At 53.8% G+C, this 16,221-nt stretch carries 12 protein-coding genes and 1 tRNA gene; 2 read left to right on the top strand and 11 right to left on the bottom strand.

Annotated features, from left to right (window positions below; genetic code table 11):
* Positions 1 to 4: 4 nt before the first annotated feature.
* The 8 genes from GWQ29_RS05175 to GWQ29_RS05140 form a co-directional block, all read right to left on the bottom strand.
* Complete coding sequence (locus GWQ29_RS05175) at positions 5 to 3,439, bottom strand: toxin VasX (protein ID WP_275918899.1); 3,435 nt, start codon at positions 3,437 to 3,439, stop codon at positions 5 to 7.
* Positions 3,436 to 4,284: a DUF4123 domain-containing protein gene (locus tag GWQ29_RS05170; protein WP_275918898.1), complete on the bottom strand. Its 849-nt coding sequence runs from the start codon at positions 4,282 to 4,284 to the stop codon at positions 3,436 to 3,438. The genes GWQ29_RS05175 and GWQ29_RS05170 overlap by 4 nt, the downstream gene beginning before the upstream one ends.
* A gap of 20 nt (positions 4,285 to 4,304) precedes the next feature.
* A complete protein-coding gene (tssI, locus tag GWQ29_RS05165; RefSeq protein ID WP_275918897.1) occupies positions 4,305 to 6,350 on the bottom strand; it encodes a type VI secretion system tip protein VgrG in 2,046 nt (681 codons plus the stop codon).
* A gap of 11 nt (positions 6,351 to 6,361) precedes the next feature.
* Positions 6,362 to 6,661, bottom strand: coding sequence for a type VI secretion system PAAR protein (locus tag GWQ29_RS05160; protein ID WP_275918896.1), 300 nt, complete (start codon positions 6,659 to 6,661; stop codon positions 6,362 to 6,364).
* A gap of 187 nt (positions 6,662 to 6,848) precedes the next feature.
* Positions 6,849 to 7,367: a type VI secretion system effector Hcp1 gene (gene hcp1 / locus GWQ29_RS05155; RefSeq protein WP_021140316.1), complete on the bottom strand. Its 519-nt coding sequence runs from the start codon at positions 7,365 to 7,367 to the stop codon at positions 6,849 to 6,851.
* A gap of 230 nt (positions 7,368 to 7,597) precedes the next feature.
* The gene (locus GWQ29_RS05150; RefSeq protein WP_275918895.1) at positions 7,598 to 8,368 is read right to left on the bottom strand and encodes a LuxR family transcriptional regulator; all 771 of its coding nucleotides are present in this window, start codon (positions 8,366 to 8,368) and stop codon (positions 7,598 to 7,600) included.
* A gap of 348 nt (positions 8,369 to 8,716) precedes the next feature.
* Positions 8,717 to 9,319 carry a histidine phosphatase family protein gene (locus GWQ29_RS05145; protein ID WP_265461619.1) on the bottom strand — a complete coding sequence of 201 codons (603 nt, stop codon included), beginning with the start codon at positions 9,317 to 9,319 and terminating at the stop codon, positions 8,717 to 8,719.
* A 52-nt stretch (positions 9,320 to 9,371) separates the two neighbouring features.
* Entirely contained in the window at positions 9,372 to 10,865 is a 1,494-nt protein-coding gene (locus GWQ29_RS05140) for a DASS family sodium-coupled anion symporter (RefSeq protein ID WP_275918894.1), read from the bottom strand.
* Positions 10,866 to 11,132: 267 nt separating this feature from the next.
* On the opposite strand from GWQ29_RS05140, the gene GWQ29_RS05135 reads away from it, so the two are divergent.
* Positions 11,133 to 12,038 carry a LysR family transcriptional regulator gene (locus GWQ29_RS05135; RefSeq protein ID WP_275918893.1) on the top strand — a complete coding sequence of 302 codons (906 nt, stop codon included), beginning with the start codon at positions 11,133 to 11,135 and terminating at the stop codon, positions 12,036 to 12,038.
* Between the two features lie 756 nt (positions 12,039 to 12,794).
* Here the strand turns inward: GWQ29_RS05135 and GWQ29_RS05130 are convergent.
* Positions 12,795 to 12,882, bottom strand: a tRNA-Ser gene (locus tag GWQ29_RS05130).
* 198 nt (positions 12,883 to 13,080) lie between these two features.
* On the opposite strand from GWQ29_RS05130, the gene GWQ29_RS05125 reads away from it, so the two are divergent.
* Positions 13,081 to 13,830, top strand: a complete 750-nt coding sequence (locus GWQ29_RS05125) for a DsbA family protein (RefSeq protein ID WP_275918892.1) — start codon at positions 13,081 to 13,083, stop codon at positions 13,828 to 13,830.
* A 137-nt stretch (positions 13,831 to 13,967) separates the two neighbouring features.
* On the opposite strand, the gene galE is transcribed toward GWQ29_RS05125, so the two are convergent.
* A complete protein-coding gene (gene galE, locus GWQ29_RS05120) occupies positions 13,968 to 14,993 on the bottom strand; it encodes a UDP-glucose 4-epimerase GalE (protein WP_275918891.1) in 1,026 nt (341 codons plus the stop codon).
* An 83-nt stretch (positions 14,994 to 15,076) separates the two neighbouring features.
* On the bottom strand, positions 15,077 to 16,096 hold the full coding sequence (locus GWQ29_RS05115) for a hybrid-cluster NAD(P)-dependent oxidoreductase (RefSeq protein ID WP_275918890.1): 1,020 nt from the start codon (positions 16,094 to 16,096) through the stop codon (positions 15,077 to 15,079).
* Positions 16,097 to 16,221: the final 125 nt, after the last annotated feature.

Here is a 16,221-nt window from a genome sequence, read left to right as displayed (position 1 = left end):
GCAATCAGTTCAGCAGAGGTTGCAGCTGGGCCACTATCTTGCCACGCATCAGGGGGAAGTTGTCATCCTCTTCCAACGCCTCAACCTGGCTCCAGCCCGGCTCATCCCCGGCCAGCTTGGCCTCTTCCAGCCCCTGAAGCTGCTGGAGATTGAGGGAGAAGCGTAGCCCCCCCTGCTCCTCAAATAATTGGTTACCCTCCGCCGTAGTGACCGAGAGCACCAGATGCAGCCACTCCATGCGACGTCTGCTGACATCATCCTGGGGCCAGTCGAAGTCGAGTCGGGTATACAACCCCTCCTGAGCCACAGGTGCGGTTTGGCGAAAGTGGTCAGTGAAATCGACCAGCTTGCCCTCGCTCTTCACCAGGACGGCGAGTTTAACCTGCTCGGGGGCTGTCATGGGCAGCAGGATACGCAGTTGGGTCAACACCCGTTGCTGTACCGGCACATCAATGATGTTACCCACTATCAAGCGCTGCTGCTTCTTGGTCTCCGTTTTGTATTTAATCCTCAGGCGCGGGGTCTGCATCACCTCCTGCCACTTGCGCAGCTGGGTATCGTAATCCCATTCCTGGTTGGCATGTAGAAATGGCAGCATGCCGCGCGAGCCCCAGCGGGACTCGCTGACCCAGCGCATCAGCGGGGTCGAGGTAAGGAAGTTGTAGGCCAGCTCGCCGCCGAAGATCAGGGCGCTGGCCAGCCACATATAGGGGTTGAAGCGCACCGCGAAGCGCAGCGTGACGGCGGCGGCCCGCTGCCAGCTGATCTCCCCGGCGATGGCAGCCATGGTCATCCGCCCCCCAGCGAACGCAATTTTGCCGCTGGCATAGGCCTGCAAGCCATCGCCACTCAGGGTAATCGCAGAGGCGACCATAGGCTCCCACTCGCCCCGGCGCCAATGCCGATCCATTTTTGACACTCGTTTGAATCCATCAAATATGGCAGCGCCGGATCCAAGAACCGCTACCAGTGTTGTCCCTACCGTCACCACCCTGCCGGCCGTCTTTAGGGGGCTATCAGCACCGTCCTTTAACCAGTGACAATAGGCGGCGGTGCGCACCACCTCGATGCTGAGTGCCAATGCTGCCCCCGCCAGCCCCAAGCTAGCGGAGATAATGTCAAAATTCTGCTCCCCTGTATTCTTGCTCTTATGCGTCAAATCCCCCGATGTTTTGGCGAAGTTAAACCAGTTGGCTACCAACACCACCAGACCCAGGCTGCCGCTAAGGGTCGCCCCCCCCAAGGCGGGTCTGGCCGCATTGCCAAACAACACCTGGTTGCGCAAGGCGGCGCGACTCAAACGCAAGTGCTCTTCTATCTCGGTCAGGGTCGCGCCGCTGGCTTTGATCACGATATGGGATACGGGGTGTGGCTCGCCGGGGCGGGCCACTGGCTGGCTGTATGCAAACACCCGCTCGCGCAGAGCAGCACTTTCGCGCTGCACCGCTGCCCACTCAGTATTGGCGCTAGCGCGAGTCTTGCTATCGGTGTGCGTGCCCTTGCTCGCCTTGTTGTATTCGCGGGTGGCAGACTCAGCCCGTTCGCGCAGCGCCTCCATCGTGCCCAAGGTTTTCTGCTGCCACTCTGCGTGACCTACGTCACTCTGAGTGCCGATATCGAGGGTAACGGCCGCGTTCTTAGCCTGACCCAGCAGCATGGCGACGGTGCCGGGTCTGGCATGGCGTAGCAGACTATCTGCCTGACCCTGTGCCGTGCGTATACGCTCTGCCATCTTTTGCAGCTCAGGAATCGCCAGACGACCGAGTTCCGACGCCAGCCTGCTCATGGAGCCTTGCAACTGTGTAGGGATGCTGTCTATTAGCTTGAGATGCATGCCCGCCATCTGTGCCTGAAACTCCTTGAGGCCAGCCAGGCCATCGATCAGCGCACTGGTGCTGTCTTTGACCCCCAGAGCGTTGTTGATGTCCCCTTCAAGCCCGTCGTAGTCTTCCACGGTGGCGATATTGTCGGCATTGGAGACCCAGAAATGGGTGTTCTGCTCACCCAAGGTGGAGAAAAATGCACTGACTTTCTGCCTGTGTTCCGGATCGTCTCCCAGACCGAGCAACCAGTGATACTCCAGATCCAGCCGACGTTTGAACTGCTCCAGTACCTCTTTGTCATAAACGGGAATGGCCGTGTAGGCTGCTGGCAGCATGGCAACCCTGTCAGTTTCGAGCTGGAAACAGGTTTCCCGCCAATAGGTCATCTTGGCCTGAGCTGGCCCGTACCAGGCGCGCATGGCATCCTCGTCGATACGCTCCAGGATCCCCCGTGAAACCCGAATTCCCATCCAGCTTTCGCCGTAGAGCAGGTCTTCCTTCTGCTCACCGGCGCGGTCAAACATCTCCTTTAACTCACGACTGGAGACACCAGCCTCCTCTGCCATGGCGTCGTTCTTGTCCAGCTCAGAGCGATAGGCCTCTATCGCCTTGCTATCGCCAAACGGGGAGGCACTGGGGCGATTCATCTTCTCCAATGCGGCTTCATAGTCCTGCTTGGCCTTCCAGTAGTCGCGATAGCGATTTTCTAATGCGTTGGGATGGCTCTTGCTGTATTCAGCCAGCTTTTGATTGTCCGCCGACTGCATCAACAAGAGGTCATCGCTCATCTCAATGAGCTGGAGCAACTGAGCGGCGGCAAAGTAATCGGCGCGGTTGTAGCCTTCGGCCATCCATTGCTCTTCTTGCTCCAGCATCGCCTGATAGGCACTGGCCAACTCTGTCATCAGACCGATCGGATCCTCCAGCAGCAAGATAGCTGCCTCGCCTTGATAGTCGGGCAGTATCTTGCCGGTCAACACGCTGACGCTTTGCGTATTGGGGGGCTGAGTCAACCAGCTCCATTGATCGGTTTTGGCATTAGAACTCTGCTGCGGGTGTACCTCTGCCAGATGGTTCTCAAGCTGCTCAGGCGGCAGCAGGTGTCGAGACCCATTTTGACAATCGAAGCTACCCAGCGGACAGCTCTGCATCATCTTTTGACGTAGCTTTGAGGAGCGCAGTAACTGGCCTTGCAGCTTGGGCGAGATCTTGGTGCGACTGTAGAGCACCTGCACAGAGCCGGAACGACTGACCACTATGGTGGAGTCCGATTCCTGATAAACAAACTCCTCCTTGTCCGAGGCGGATGTCAGCCCTTTCTGCTCCAGCTTGGCGACGACCCCATTCTCCGCCAATTGATAGGCATGGATGATATCTGGGCGCTTGCTGTGGATCAGGTAGAGATAGCTTGTCTCATCAATCAATCGGATCCCGACGGGGCGGTACTTGATGTTGGCAGAATGGTTGCTGGCTATGGCCGGATGCTCCGTTTTCCGTTCAACCAGGGCATAGCGAACTGGCAACAGTTGGATCTTGTTTTTCTTCAATGGGCAAGCCTTGGCGCCCCCCTGAGCATCGGCACTGCTGGCAGCAGCAGCATCTTGATTCGCACTCATATCCCAATTCCTATTCTGTGTTGTGCCTCTGCGAGTTCGGCGGCTTGCTCAATTCTCTGTGAGGGGGTGAGTGAAGAAGTACGCATGATCAATGCCGTGATGACGGGATAAGCGTCACTCTCCTTCCAGGCCGTGCCGAGATAGCCCAGTACATTGAAGAAAAACAGCAGATCTCTTGTGCTTTCGAACCCCCTGCCATAGCCCCACTCGGCCCACTCGGCGATCCACTGAGGGGCATCTGTTTGCTCAGCCAAACGTTCGGGAAACCATTTATCCATGTGGCGCCAGATAGCATCCAGAGTGCTCAACCAGGTGACTTCCCCCAGCCGAGTCCACTGCGTATCCGAGAGTCTGAACCGTTTGCCAACCGGCTCGCCCAACTCAGGTGACACTGTCTTGTGCCACCACACTGGCTGGTTGGCTTGCCGCACCGGGATCCAGACCTGCTCAACGTCTTGCCAGAGCCAGGGCTCGTCATCCATAAACAAACGCCACATGGTTTCAGGCATGGCAAGTTTGAGCAGGATCCGGCTGCCGTAAGGGCTTTCGACTTCGATTAGCGTTCTCAGTCGCTCAGCAAGAGGCAACAAGCCAAGCTGGGACGATAACAGGTAACCCCATGATGGTTCACGGTTTTGCATAAACCAATCGAGCAGATTAGGCGTTGCACACACCAGACAGGGGCTCACCTCTCGCAGGCTGTCCCAGGGAGCATAAAGATAAATGGGTTGATAAGCGGGAGCATCATCCTGTTCGAACAAAACCCTTTCCAGCTCGGGAATACGGGCACCATCAAGCAGCAAATAGAGCCGCTCAGCGTTGGCCAGCTCGATATCGGGCATCATCTCGAGTGGGATAGCTCCCATCAGTCGCCCCCTTCCTGCCTGGCCAACTGCTCACAAATTTCACACACTGGCTCGGCAGATTTTAGCGTCGCAATCTGACGCACAGGCTCCATCGGCGGCGGCGGTGCGACCACTTCAACCTCACCGGGCTGGATCGGCATCTGGCCCCCCCAGCCGGAGCCGGAACCCGGGCTGCCGCCCGAGTTCATCTTGATGGAGCCGCCGCTGAGGGTGACGCCGCTTGGGTCGATCTTGACGAAGCTGCCGCCCACTTTCAGGGTCAGCTCGGCGCCTGCCTCCATCACTATCTTCATGCCAGCCTTGTGGTGTACTTCGCTGCCAGCATCCACCAGCAGGGACTGCCCTAGTTTCTGATGCATGGAAGCATCGACGGTCAGCGACAGGTCACCCTTGATATGGTCGCGCTTCTCCCCCTCCACCGTCAGGTGGTCATTTGCCTTGATGCGAGTCACCCGCTCGTTGTCAATATCCCTATGCTCATCGTGCTTGATATGCCATGCAGCATCGTTTTCGATAAGCACGTTCAGGTCTTTCTGACCGTGGATATAAATCTCTTCCTGCCCCGCCTGGTCTTCAAAACGCAGTTCGTTGAAGCCCTCTCCCTGATGGGTTTCGGTGCGCAGCACAGTACGGGTCTTGTTGGCAGGCAAGTCGTAGGGCGGCCGGTTGGTGGCGTGGAAGGTGCGGCCGGTGACGATGGGCTGGTCCGGGTCCCCTTCTAGGAAAGAGACGATGACCTCGTGGCCGATGCGCGGAATCGCAATCATGCCGTACTGGCCGCCAGCCCAGCCCTGGCTCACCCGCACCCAGCAGGAACTCTGGTCGTTGGAGCTGCCATATCTGTCCCACGGGAATTGCAGTTTCACCCGGCCGTGTTCGTCGCAGTAAATCTCCTCCCCCTCAGGCCCCACCACGATGGCAATCTGCGGGCCGTCCACCATGGGCTTGTGCGGCGCTTGTGGGCTGCCGATGCGCGCCCGCCAGGTGGTGCTCGCTTTGACCACCCCAAACTCGTTGTGGTAGACGGTCGGGCCGCTGCCCCCCTCCTCTTCCAGCGCCTGGGGCTGCAAGCCGGTGTGGCTGATGCGCACGATTTGCCAGTTGGTGTTGAGGCTGCCGTTCGGGTGCTCGGTCAGCGAGAAAAACTGGCCTGGCAGCAGGGCTGCACTGTTGGATTTGCCGCTGCCCGCCACTGCGTCATTGCGCAGCGCATCGAGCCTGTGCTGGGCAAACGCTTTGCCGCTGCCGTCCTGCTTGTAGCGACCCGGATAGTCAAAGTGCTGATAGCTATCGCGCTGATGCTCCAGCTCGCGGCCCTGTTTCTTGTGGGAGAGCCCGTAGGCCGGGGTCTTGAAGCTGTAGTCCTTGAGCTCCACATCAGAGGGGCGCACCGCTTCCCGGTAGTGGAACTGGCGCACATATGGCCCTTGTTCCAGCGAGCGGTTGCCCAGGTTGAAGAAGAGTTCGGGGCCGGCTGTTAATGCAGCCGCATCGTCAGCAAACACGATGCGGTGTTTGCCCGCGTCGAATTCATGGAAATAGAAGAGCCCCTCTTCGGCGGCGAGCCGGTTGACGAACGCAAGGTCGGTTTCCCGGTACTGCACGCAGTATTCCCGCTGGGCGTGCTCGTTTTTCAGCGCAAAGGCGTAGTCGGTGATGCCGTGCTCTTGCAGCAGGATGGAGAGGATTTCATCGGGTTTCTGCGCCTGGAAGATGCGGGAATTGTGACGAAGCGAAAGCCGCCACAACGCCGGCTGCACCATGAGCTGATAGCGGGTACGGCGAAAACCGCTGTCCCCCTGAGCAAAGTCACTGACAACACCACACACACGCCGCTGCAACTCGCCGTTGTACCACACCATGAGCTCGCACGGCTGGTCCAGCACATCGGCAAAATCGACATCCGGCTGGGGGCTGGCCAATTCCAATCGCAACTGGAACGGGCTGTTCAGCGCCTCTTCCAGCGCAAACTCGGCCACCACGAAAGTGCTCTCGGGCAGCGCCCCCACCTTGACGGTAAATTGTAATCCTGTGCTGTCTGCCATAACGCTGTTCCTTATCCTTCCTGTCCGCTGCCCGAGCCAATCACAACGCCACCGCAACCGATGGCGGTACCGGTCACAGCGATGGGTTTGCCACTGCGCCGCAAAGAGCACAGGACAGTGCCGACGCCCCCCGAGATACTGCGCGGATGGGGGCGATTGTTGGGCTTGTCATGGGGCGCCAGCGGATCGCCCTGACGGGCCACTGGCTTGCCGTCGAGAAAGACGTCCGGGCTGGCGGCAATCACTGGGGATGGGTGAAAACCATCGTGGTCGGTGCCTGTGTCACCGAGCAATAAAATAGCGGAACACATCTCGACTGGCCTCTGTTGTGCTTTGCAATAAGGCCGAGATCCTGGGCCATATGGCAAAACACAAAAGCTCCGACCACATCCAGATGAACAGGCCGGAGAAAATTTGCACAGGTCTGGCAACCGCTGACACTGCGAGTGCCAGAACCCTGGGTGTGCAACAAGGAATAACGTTAAGAGAGAGCGGAGCTTACGCTTCGCTGGGTGCGCGCCAGTCGTCAGAGCCGGAGGTACCGGCAACTGTGTGTTCCCAGTCAATCTTGCGGTAGGCCAGAGAGACCTGGATCAGCTGGGTGAAGTCAGACTTCGCCGGATCCTGGCAGTGGGGCATCTGGCAGTCGATATCAACTATGGTGGCATCGGTCAGCACGGTAGAGAAGAAGTGCTCCTGCTTGCCCTCAACGGAGGTGCGGTACCACTTCAGGGTCACTTTCGGCAGCATTTCACCGGAGGCCAGGGCGTTGTACATCAGCGGTACGGCCTTGTTCAGGGCAACGGTGAATTTGAACGGCTTGTGGACACGCTGACCAGCCGGTTGACCAGATTGCGGGTCAGTCGGCACTGTGACGACGTGTTGGAACTCTTGTACCAGCATCTCATCTTCGTGGCCCTGCACGAAGATGTTGCCGACGGAATCGGAGGTGAAGGCACTCGCGGTGATGTTGCCCTGGGTTTTACCTTCGATGCTGATATAACATGGAGTTGGCATGTGTATGCTCCTGATTGGTTGAACGGTAATGACACTCGACCGAAACCATTAGCAGCGACCATGCCACTCTTTTTATTTCATATTTTTCAATGCATTAACAACATAGCTCTGCATTAGCCAGCTCACATGACGCAATAAGCTGCGCTCGACCACCGTTTACACCGGGAATAGTTGCCCATCCAGCTGAATATTTCGAAAATTGCGCAATTTGTTGCGCGATACAAAGTGAATCACTGCCCTTCATCCACATTGGCAACCAATGCCATCTCTACATTCAGTCTGACGACGCCCTGCTTCAGGGCCCATGAGATGGCCTGGCTCTTGCTGCTGGCTCCCAGCTTGCTCACTACATTGTTCAGGTGAAACGTCACGGTACGAGGAGTGATCCCCAATATCTGGGCAATGTCACTCACCTGCTTTCCCTCCGCCGCCCATCGGCACACCTCCAGCTCCCGCACGCTCAGCGCATCCTGCGGTGACAGACCGGCCAGACAGACCCGGGCTACCGCCTCGAAGATATGCATGGAGAGCCAGCTGAGAAACGGCACCGCAGAGAGCCACTGTTGGCTACTACGTGGTGTGCTGGTGATGAAGGAGAGCAGGCCCACATGGCCGTTGGCACCGTGCCAGGGAAAGGTCACGCCATCACGAATGCCGAATTCGCTGGCCAGTTGCATCACCTCCTGGCCCTGCTCATCGCAACTCTCGTCATCGCGCGCCACATCGGCCCACAGAATGGGAGTGCTTTGGGTCATGCCGCGTTTGACGATGGGATCGATGGCAAAGAAGCCGCTGGCCGTGTAGGTATCTACCCAGGCTTGCGGGCAACCGTTAAAGATGATGACGTCGGGACGCTGGATGGTACTGGGGAAGATCAGGCCGAGCCTGAAATAATCGAACCCCATGCGCGCTGTCAGTTCACGCAACAAGGTCACTATGGTGCGCTCATCAGCGGCCGTCTCAAACTGGGCGATGAGATCCAGCGCATGCAGGGTGTTCATTTCTACGGTATGAGGATCATGCACGAGATAGGGTGGCCAAATATGGAAACGTGCCACATGTTAACAAGCATCAACAACTCGTAAACCAGCTCCCATCACAGAACCAAAGTTTTTCGGTAAATAATGCCTGCAAACTTGGCGTTTGCTACGTACACCACAGAAGTTTTAAACGAAGTTACACATTAATTTCGAATACACTAAACACCAGATAAACGTTCTATTGATAACCTCAAAAAAAACCATATGAATCTCATAAAAGAAATTATAGCAATAAAAATACAAAGGTCTGCAAGACTATAGAGGGAGAAAAGATTATGACTCTTCCTTAAAGGAAGAGTCATAATCTAATTAATCCGCTACAGATTTATCAGGTGATAACCCACCTATGTTATAGGCTTCCAGTTGAGGCCGATATGAATGCCTGGAAAAATTAAAAATTGTCAGACTCCCAGGCGTTACAGGTAACAGCTGTGAAGGCTTCAATCCCAAGAACGCCACACAAGCTGCTCTTATAACACCGCTGTGCACTACAGCTAAAAGATCTCCATCGCCGGCCTGAACCCATGAATGGAGTGCCTTTTCTATTCTGGATAAAAATACATCCCATTTCTCACCACCTTCAGGGGTAAATGTACCTGCCCGCCATGCATCATAAAGACTACTTTGTGTTGCGATTAACTCAGGCTTGGATTGTCCTGTCCACACCCCCATATTCAATTCACGTAACTCAGGATCTGAGAGTGCCTGACCATATCCAATGATCTCCGCAGTTTGTCGAGCACGGCCAAGATCCGAGCTGACAACTCGTACGGGAGAAAGCTCGCGTATATTTGGAATAATCGCCTTTGCCTGAGCAATCCCGCGAGGAGAAAGAGGTGTATTCTCATGTCCTTGCAGACGTTTTTCTATATTCCATAGTGTTTCACCGTGTCTCATAAGAATAAGACGCATATTTATACCTCCACGTTATCAATATAAAGACACCACTCATAGCTGATGAACATCACAATGTATACCCAAGTAGCTTAAACCAGCTTAATACTGCGATGGAAATAATGCTGGCCCCAATAAAACAAGTGATAACACCATATTTCAGCTGATCTAGAACTGTAAAAAATCCTGTGGAGAAATAAATAGCATTAACTTTCGAATGAGGTGGCAATGTAATTGTGTATGTCAAGGTAAAGGCTGCTGCTAGAGCGAGTGTAACTGGATTAAGGCCTAATGTTTTAGCCAGTGCAATAAATGCAGGAATCAAAATAGTAGTACGTACCGTTTTAGAAGTAAAAATCATGTGGCTATACATGCTTAGGAAAATAACCACAACATAAGTGGTTGTTGGAGTCATTGTTTCCAGTCCCAAGCCATAGACCAGCTTACCAATTATCCATTGAGCCCCCTGGGTTGATTCCAGCGCATTACCTGCAGCATAGGCACCGGCCGCAAATAACATCAAGTCCCATTTTATATTTGCCTCAGACCATGTCAGCAAGCCAACTTTCGGCATCAAACATAAAACTGCAGCTATCACAGCTGTCATATATACACTGATACTCCAGCCATTGAACCAGACCGCGTGATAGTCCTCCGTTGCCCATAGCACGACAGTAAAAATAAAGATCGCTATCGCTCGTTTTTCATTGCTGGTTATCTTACCCAGCGACGCCAATTCGGCTGTGAGTTTATTCATTCCTTCAGAAAAACCCACTTCGCCCTTGAATGAAAACAGCCGTAATCCTACGCCATAAGTAAGAAGCATAGTTAGAATTGCTGTTGGCATGCTGGCCATCAACCAATCCATATAACCAATATTTGCACCAGTTTGTTCTTCAATAAATCGAACAGCTATCATGTTTGCTGCAGTACCCGTCATGACACCAGATGTAGCAATAGCATCAGCTTGCACCCCTAGCAACATTGTTAATTTACCAAAGTTGCTTTCACCTGGGATAGCTCGATAAATTTCTAATAAAATAATACAAATAGGCACCATTAGACTGGCTCTAGCGGTTGTCGATGGAACGAAAAAGGCCAATGCAAAGTTGATGAATATCAGAACCAATAGAGTTTTTTTAGGGGTCTGACCAAAATGAGTAATCATCCATAGAGCAAAGCGACGAGCCAGATTCGACTTCATCATGGCGGATGTCAAAATAAATGCTGAGACCATTAACCATATGACATCAAATCCCAGGGTGCTAAATGCAGCTTTTTCTTTTACTGTATTGGTCAGCACCAACATAATGATAGCAATTATGGATGTCAAATAGATGGGCAATGATCCTGACACCCACATCACCAAGGCTGAACAAAATATTGCCAATGCCTTTTTACCTTCAGCAGTCAGGCCTTCAGGAGTTGGCATAAACATCAAAACTAAAAACACTACTATTGCAATAGGAATACCAAATTTATTAAAAAATGATGAGTTTTTTAGTTTCTTGTTTAATTGTTGAGGGGGCATATTATGCGATTCACCCAATGGACTGATGTTCATGCGACTTTCTCCTTTTAGCATGTGCCATGTTACTTTCATGAAAAACAGTATGTAAATCCAATTGCTTTTTTGAATTTAAGTCATAAGATTTACCTATTAGGGGGATATCGATAGAGAAAGTCTATATGATGAGTGAGTGTCGCCCCCAATAGTAACCCTCATGGTAGTAACTTGAAATCAGGAAGAAAATGATATTAAACCACTGTTCTTCTTACGCAGCTTATGGCATATATATTTTATAACATACCTAACTTTTAGGTGAAAATGATGAATTTAAATCAGCTTCAAGCATTTCTCATTCTGTCCGATTGTCTTAATCTGACCGAAACAGCCAATCTCATGCACTGCTCACAACCAGCAATGAGCCAGAAAATACGGACATTGGAGCAGGAACTAAACACAGTACTATTTGATCGCATTGGGAAGCGTATGCATCTGACTCATCAAGGGGAGGAGTTTCGCATTTACGCAGCACAGGTTATTAATACATTACAAGCAGCACATGAACATCTGCGCCAACTTGATAACCCGCTTAAGGGGACTATTACATTTGGAGCCAGTAATTTTATTGGTGTCTATCTTATCCCAAGACTGCTTTCATTGTATAAAAAACAGGCTCCAGATATTAAATTCTTAATAGATATTACGTCCTCACAACATTTACTACGTAAATTGGAGGCAAATGAGGTCGAGTTTCTATTACTGTCTGATCAGATAAAAATAGATTCAGAGCGTTACTTACTAACTGATTTTTATCGCGATACTCTGGTGTTGGTCAGCTCACCTAATCACCGCTTGGCGCAGCAGCGTCATTGTCAGTTGGCTGATTTGTGCAATGAAACTTTTCTGACCAAACCCATTGGCTCGGCAACACGCTCATTCCTGTTCAAGACAATAGAGTCCTATAACGTCCAGTTACATAATTTGCTAGAGATCTCAAGTCAGGAAGCAATTAAACAAGGTGTCATTCACAACCTAGGCATTTCTATTATTTCACGGCTGGCAGTTTCTCATGATATTGAAAGTGGAAGACTGGTCGAGATCCCTATAGAGGGACTCACATTCGAACGAGGCATCCGCATCGTCCATCATGTGGAGAAACATATGCCGCCTGCAACTGCTTTATTTATAAAAGAAATTCAATTCCTTGCGAGGAGCCTATCAAAAATATGAAAAATGTTGACATTACCAATAATAAATTCGAGTGGTATTTACCGCTGCTATTAAAAATTCTTTCTTAGAGTTTAATATAAATCAGCGCGCATATGGCCACTCTCATATGAGGAACTGCCTTATTAATAAATGTTGTACTAAAGCCTCTCACCGAAAAATGCACTATGGCATTCAATCATGTTCACCATCCTCCAATATCAACGCTCGATCTTTCATTAATGCCAAAGCCATCAGCCACATTGATAAATAGCAGGTCCTCATAATCCCACAGCAAATGCTTTCCATCCCATAAATCCCTTGAACAGGTTGCGAGCCTCCCTCCTTAGACATCTTGGCCACTTTCTTCACCCACTGGACAATAGACAGGAGATAGTCGCTCAGATCGCATGTTGACAGACAGAGTAAACAGTGCTTCACGCAATTGACAGTGGAAGGATCCGTTGGAGCAGCCAACTGCATGATGATGCTATCCTGCGGTGGCTTCGGCGGTCACAGTCCCGTTTCAGCATAATGGGAATGATGGTCCATTTAGGAAGGAACACTTGTAGTCAGGAGTAATGCTATCTGGCCTGGCGGCAGAAAGGCGCACTTGTAACAGCGGTTGGCATCGAATTTTGCATGGTGTATTGGGAGACTAAAACCAAACCACAAAAGGATTTTAATCTTGTTTGAATGTGTGACCGCCAATGCCTTCGCTCATCATTTTTTACATAGCAAAAAGGCCATCCTTTCGGATGGCCTTTTTGGCTGAATAAATGGCGGAGGAGGTGGGATTTGAACCCACGGATGGTCGCCCATCGCCGGTTTTCAAGACCGGTGCATTCAGCCGCTCTGCCACCCCTCCGCGACAGTGCGGCGAATATTACCCATGGCGATCTGCCTTGTAAATCCCCTTTTGGTTCGTTTGCCGATTTATTGGGCTAAATGACGCACAAAGTCGATAAAATGGGCAGAACCAGCGCTTTTTCAACCAGATAACTTGACTTGAAAACAGACTCTCCCACTATAGTGGCCATCACGAAATTTCCAGCAAGATGGACTTATGAGAATCAAAAATGCCCTGCTTTGCGCTCTGACTGGCGCCACCCTACTTGCAGCGCCGGTTCAGGCAAGCGAGCTGACCAAGAGCGATGTCGAGCAAATCGTGCGCGACTATCTGGTCAAGAATCCGGAGATCCTGGTCGAGATGTCCAATGCCCTGCGTGCCAAGCAGGAGAGCCAGCAGGCGGCCAACGACAAAAGCCTGATCGAGGCACACGCCAAGCAGCTCTATTCCAATAAGGATCCCGAGAGCGGCAACCCCAAGGGCAACCTGACCGTGGTCGAGTTCTTCGATTACAATTGCGGTTACTGCAAGCGCGCCCATCCGCTGATCAAGCAACTGCTGGGTGAAGACAAGGATATCCGCTACATCTACAAGCAGTTCCCCATCCTGAGCGAAACCTCTTATTTCGCCGCCCGTGCGGCGCTGGCGGTGCAACTGGGTCAGCCTGACAAATACCAGGCCTTCCATGAGAAGCTGTACACCCATCAGGGCCCGCTGTCCGATGAGGCCCAGGTGAAGCAGCTGGCGGAAGCGGCCGGGGTAAACTGGAGCAAGGTCGAGGCCAAGATCAAGGACGGCAGCATAGATCAGAACCTCGGTACCAACCGGGCGCTGGCCGAAGCCATGAGCATCTCAGGCACACCGGCCTTCATCATAGGCGACCAGATTTTGCGTGGCGCCCCCCGCGATCTGGCAAGCCTGAAAGGCTTCATCAAGGATGTGAGAGCGGGCAAGAGCATTCAGTAAGCCAGCCCTTCGCACATAAAAAAACGCCCCAGCATTGCGATGCCGGGGCGTTTTGCCATTCAGGCTTCAGCCCCTCAGGCCTGATGGACACTAGTGAGGTGCTGTCGGCAAGGCGAAGAGCAGCGCATGACCCTTGATCACGGCTTCACAGCAGGACCATAGCCATTCGGGTTCTGACTTTGCCAGCGCCAGGTATCGATCATCATCTGCTCCAACCCGCGCTCCGCCTGCCAGCCCAGCTCATCACGGGCCTTGTGCGGCTCGGCCCAGCATTCGGCTATGTCACCGGGACGGCGCGGTTTGATCTGGTACGCTATGGTGCGACCGCTGGCCGCCTCGAACGCCCTGATCATCTGCAGCACGGAATAGCCCTGACCGGTACCCAGGTTGTAGGTAAAGACACCTGTATCGGCAGCGATGCGGGCCAGCGCCTTGAGATGGCCGAGGGCGAGATCCACCACGTGGATGTAATCGCGCACGCCTGTGCCATCCGGGGTCGGATAGTCGTTGCCAAACACCCCCAGCTCCTTGAGCTTGCCGACACCCACCTGGCTGATATAGGGCAGCAGGTTATTGGGGATGCCGTTGGGATCTTCACCGATGAGGCCGCTCTCGTGGGCGCCGACCGGGTTGAAGTAGCGCAGCAGCACTATGGCCCAGCGGGGATCGGATTTGGACAAGTCACGCAGTATCTCTTCCACCATCAGCTTGGAGCGACCATAGGGGTTGGTCGCGCTGGTGGGGAAATCTTCCCGCAGCGGCACAGAGGCCGGATCGCCATACACTGTGGCCGACGAGCTGAACACCAGCCGGAACACGCCAGCCTTGGCCATCTCATCGCACAGCACCAAAGTGCCTGTGATGTTGTTTTGATAGTAGGTGAGCGGGATCTGGCTCGACTCCCCCACCGCCTTGAGGCCGGCGAAGTGGATCACGGATTCAATCTTGTGGGCGGCAAACAGCTGCTGCAGGCAGGCTCTGTCCAGCACATCCCCTTCCACAAAGATGACCGGCTTGCCGGTGATCCGCTCGACCCGCTTGAGGGACTCGGGGGAAGAGTTGGACAGGTTGTCCAGCACCACCACCTGCTGCCCGGCACCCAGCAGCTCAACCAGGGTATGTGAGCCGATGTAGCCGGCGCCGCCCGTGACCAATATTGTCATTTGTTATCCCGTGTTCTGGTGAAACTGGGTTGAGTCTACTCGCCCGGTTTCACCAGGAAAAGGCTGAGATACTCATGACACCATCAGTAATCGAGACTGATATCCCCCTTTGCGGTGCAGGAACAGGCCAGTGCGACGCCGCCCTCCAGCTCCTGTGCACTCAGCGTCATCACGCTCTGCCGTTCGATCTCGCCAATCGTGGTGCAGCGACAGGCGCCACATACACCGGCGCGACAGGCGGCTATCATGGTCTCGCCAGCCCCCTCCAGTGCGGCCAGCAGGGTCTGGCCCGGCAGTATCTTCACCTTCTTGCCGCTCTTCTTGAGAGTCAGCCAGAAATGGTCGCTGGCGGCAGCAACCGGCGCCGCGCCCGATGTAACAGCGGGCAGGCCGAACGACTCCTGATGCAACTGCTCCGCTGGCAACCCCAGCTCCGCCAACATGCGACTCACCGCCGCCATGTAAGGCGCAGGACCGCACAGGTAGACGTGGCGGCTGTGCAAGTCCGGCGCCAATTCCTTCAGCATGTCCGGGCTGAGTCGGCCCACCCAGGGATAAGCCGTCGGCGCCTCTTCCGGTACTTGCTCCAGCACTAAAGCGTGGCGCACGCCGGGATGAGATTCGGCCAGCGCAGCAAGCTCATCTGCGAAGATCACATCCGCTGGCGAGCGGGCGCTGTGGATAAAGCGGATGTCCGCCTCAGGCCGTTTGGCAAGCTCGTCGCGCAACATGGCCCACATGGGGGTGATGCCGGAGCCTGCGCTGAGCAGCAGCGGCCGCTCGCAGGGCAGCGCAGTCAGGTTGAAGTCGCCAAAAGGGCCGTCGACCCGGATCTCGTCCCCCACCTGCAGACTTTGGTGCAGATGGTGGGAGACTAGCCCCACATCCTTGATGGTGACTTGCCAGAAATCATCCTGCGGGCAGGAAGAGAGGGTATAGGCGCGGCACATGGGCTGGCCGTCTATCTCTGTGTGCAGAGTGACGCACTGACCAGCCAGCACGGGGGGCAGGTTGCCTGCGAGCGGCATAAACTGCCAGCTCACCACATCATGGGTATCGGCGCGACGACCGATGCAGCGCAGGGTGAGAGAGGTGGAGGTCATCACAAGGCTCCTCATTTTGAAAACATGTTTTTTAAACACGACGCTTTGAAAAAAAGGCGAGCCACCAGGCTCGCCAAAGGCTTACAACATGCTGAGATGATCAGGCCGGCACGGCCTGCGCGATC

This window comes from Aeromonas sp. 2HA2 (assembly GCF_029237345.1).
Classification (GTDB): domain Bacteria; phylum Pseudomonadota; class Gammaproteobacteria; order Enterobacterales; family Aeromonadaceae; genus Aeromonas; species Aeromonas salmonicida.
The sequence above is the reverse complement of the archived record's forward strand: the minus strand, read 5'-3'. Positions and strand labels throughout refer to the sequence as shown.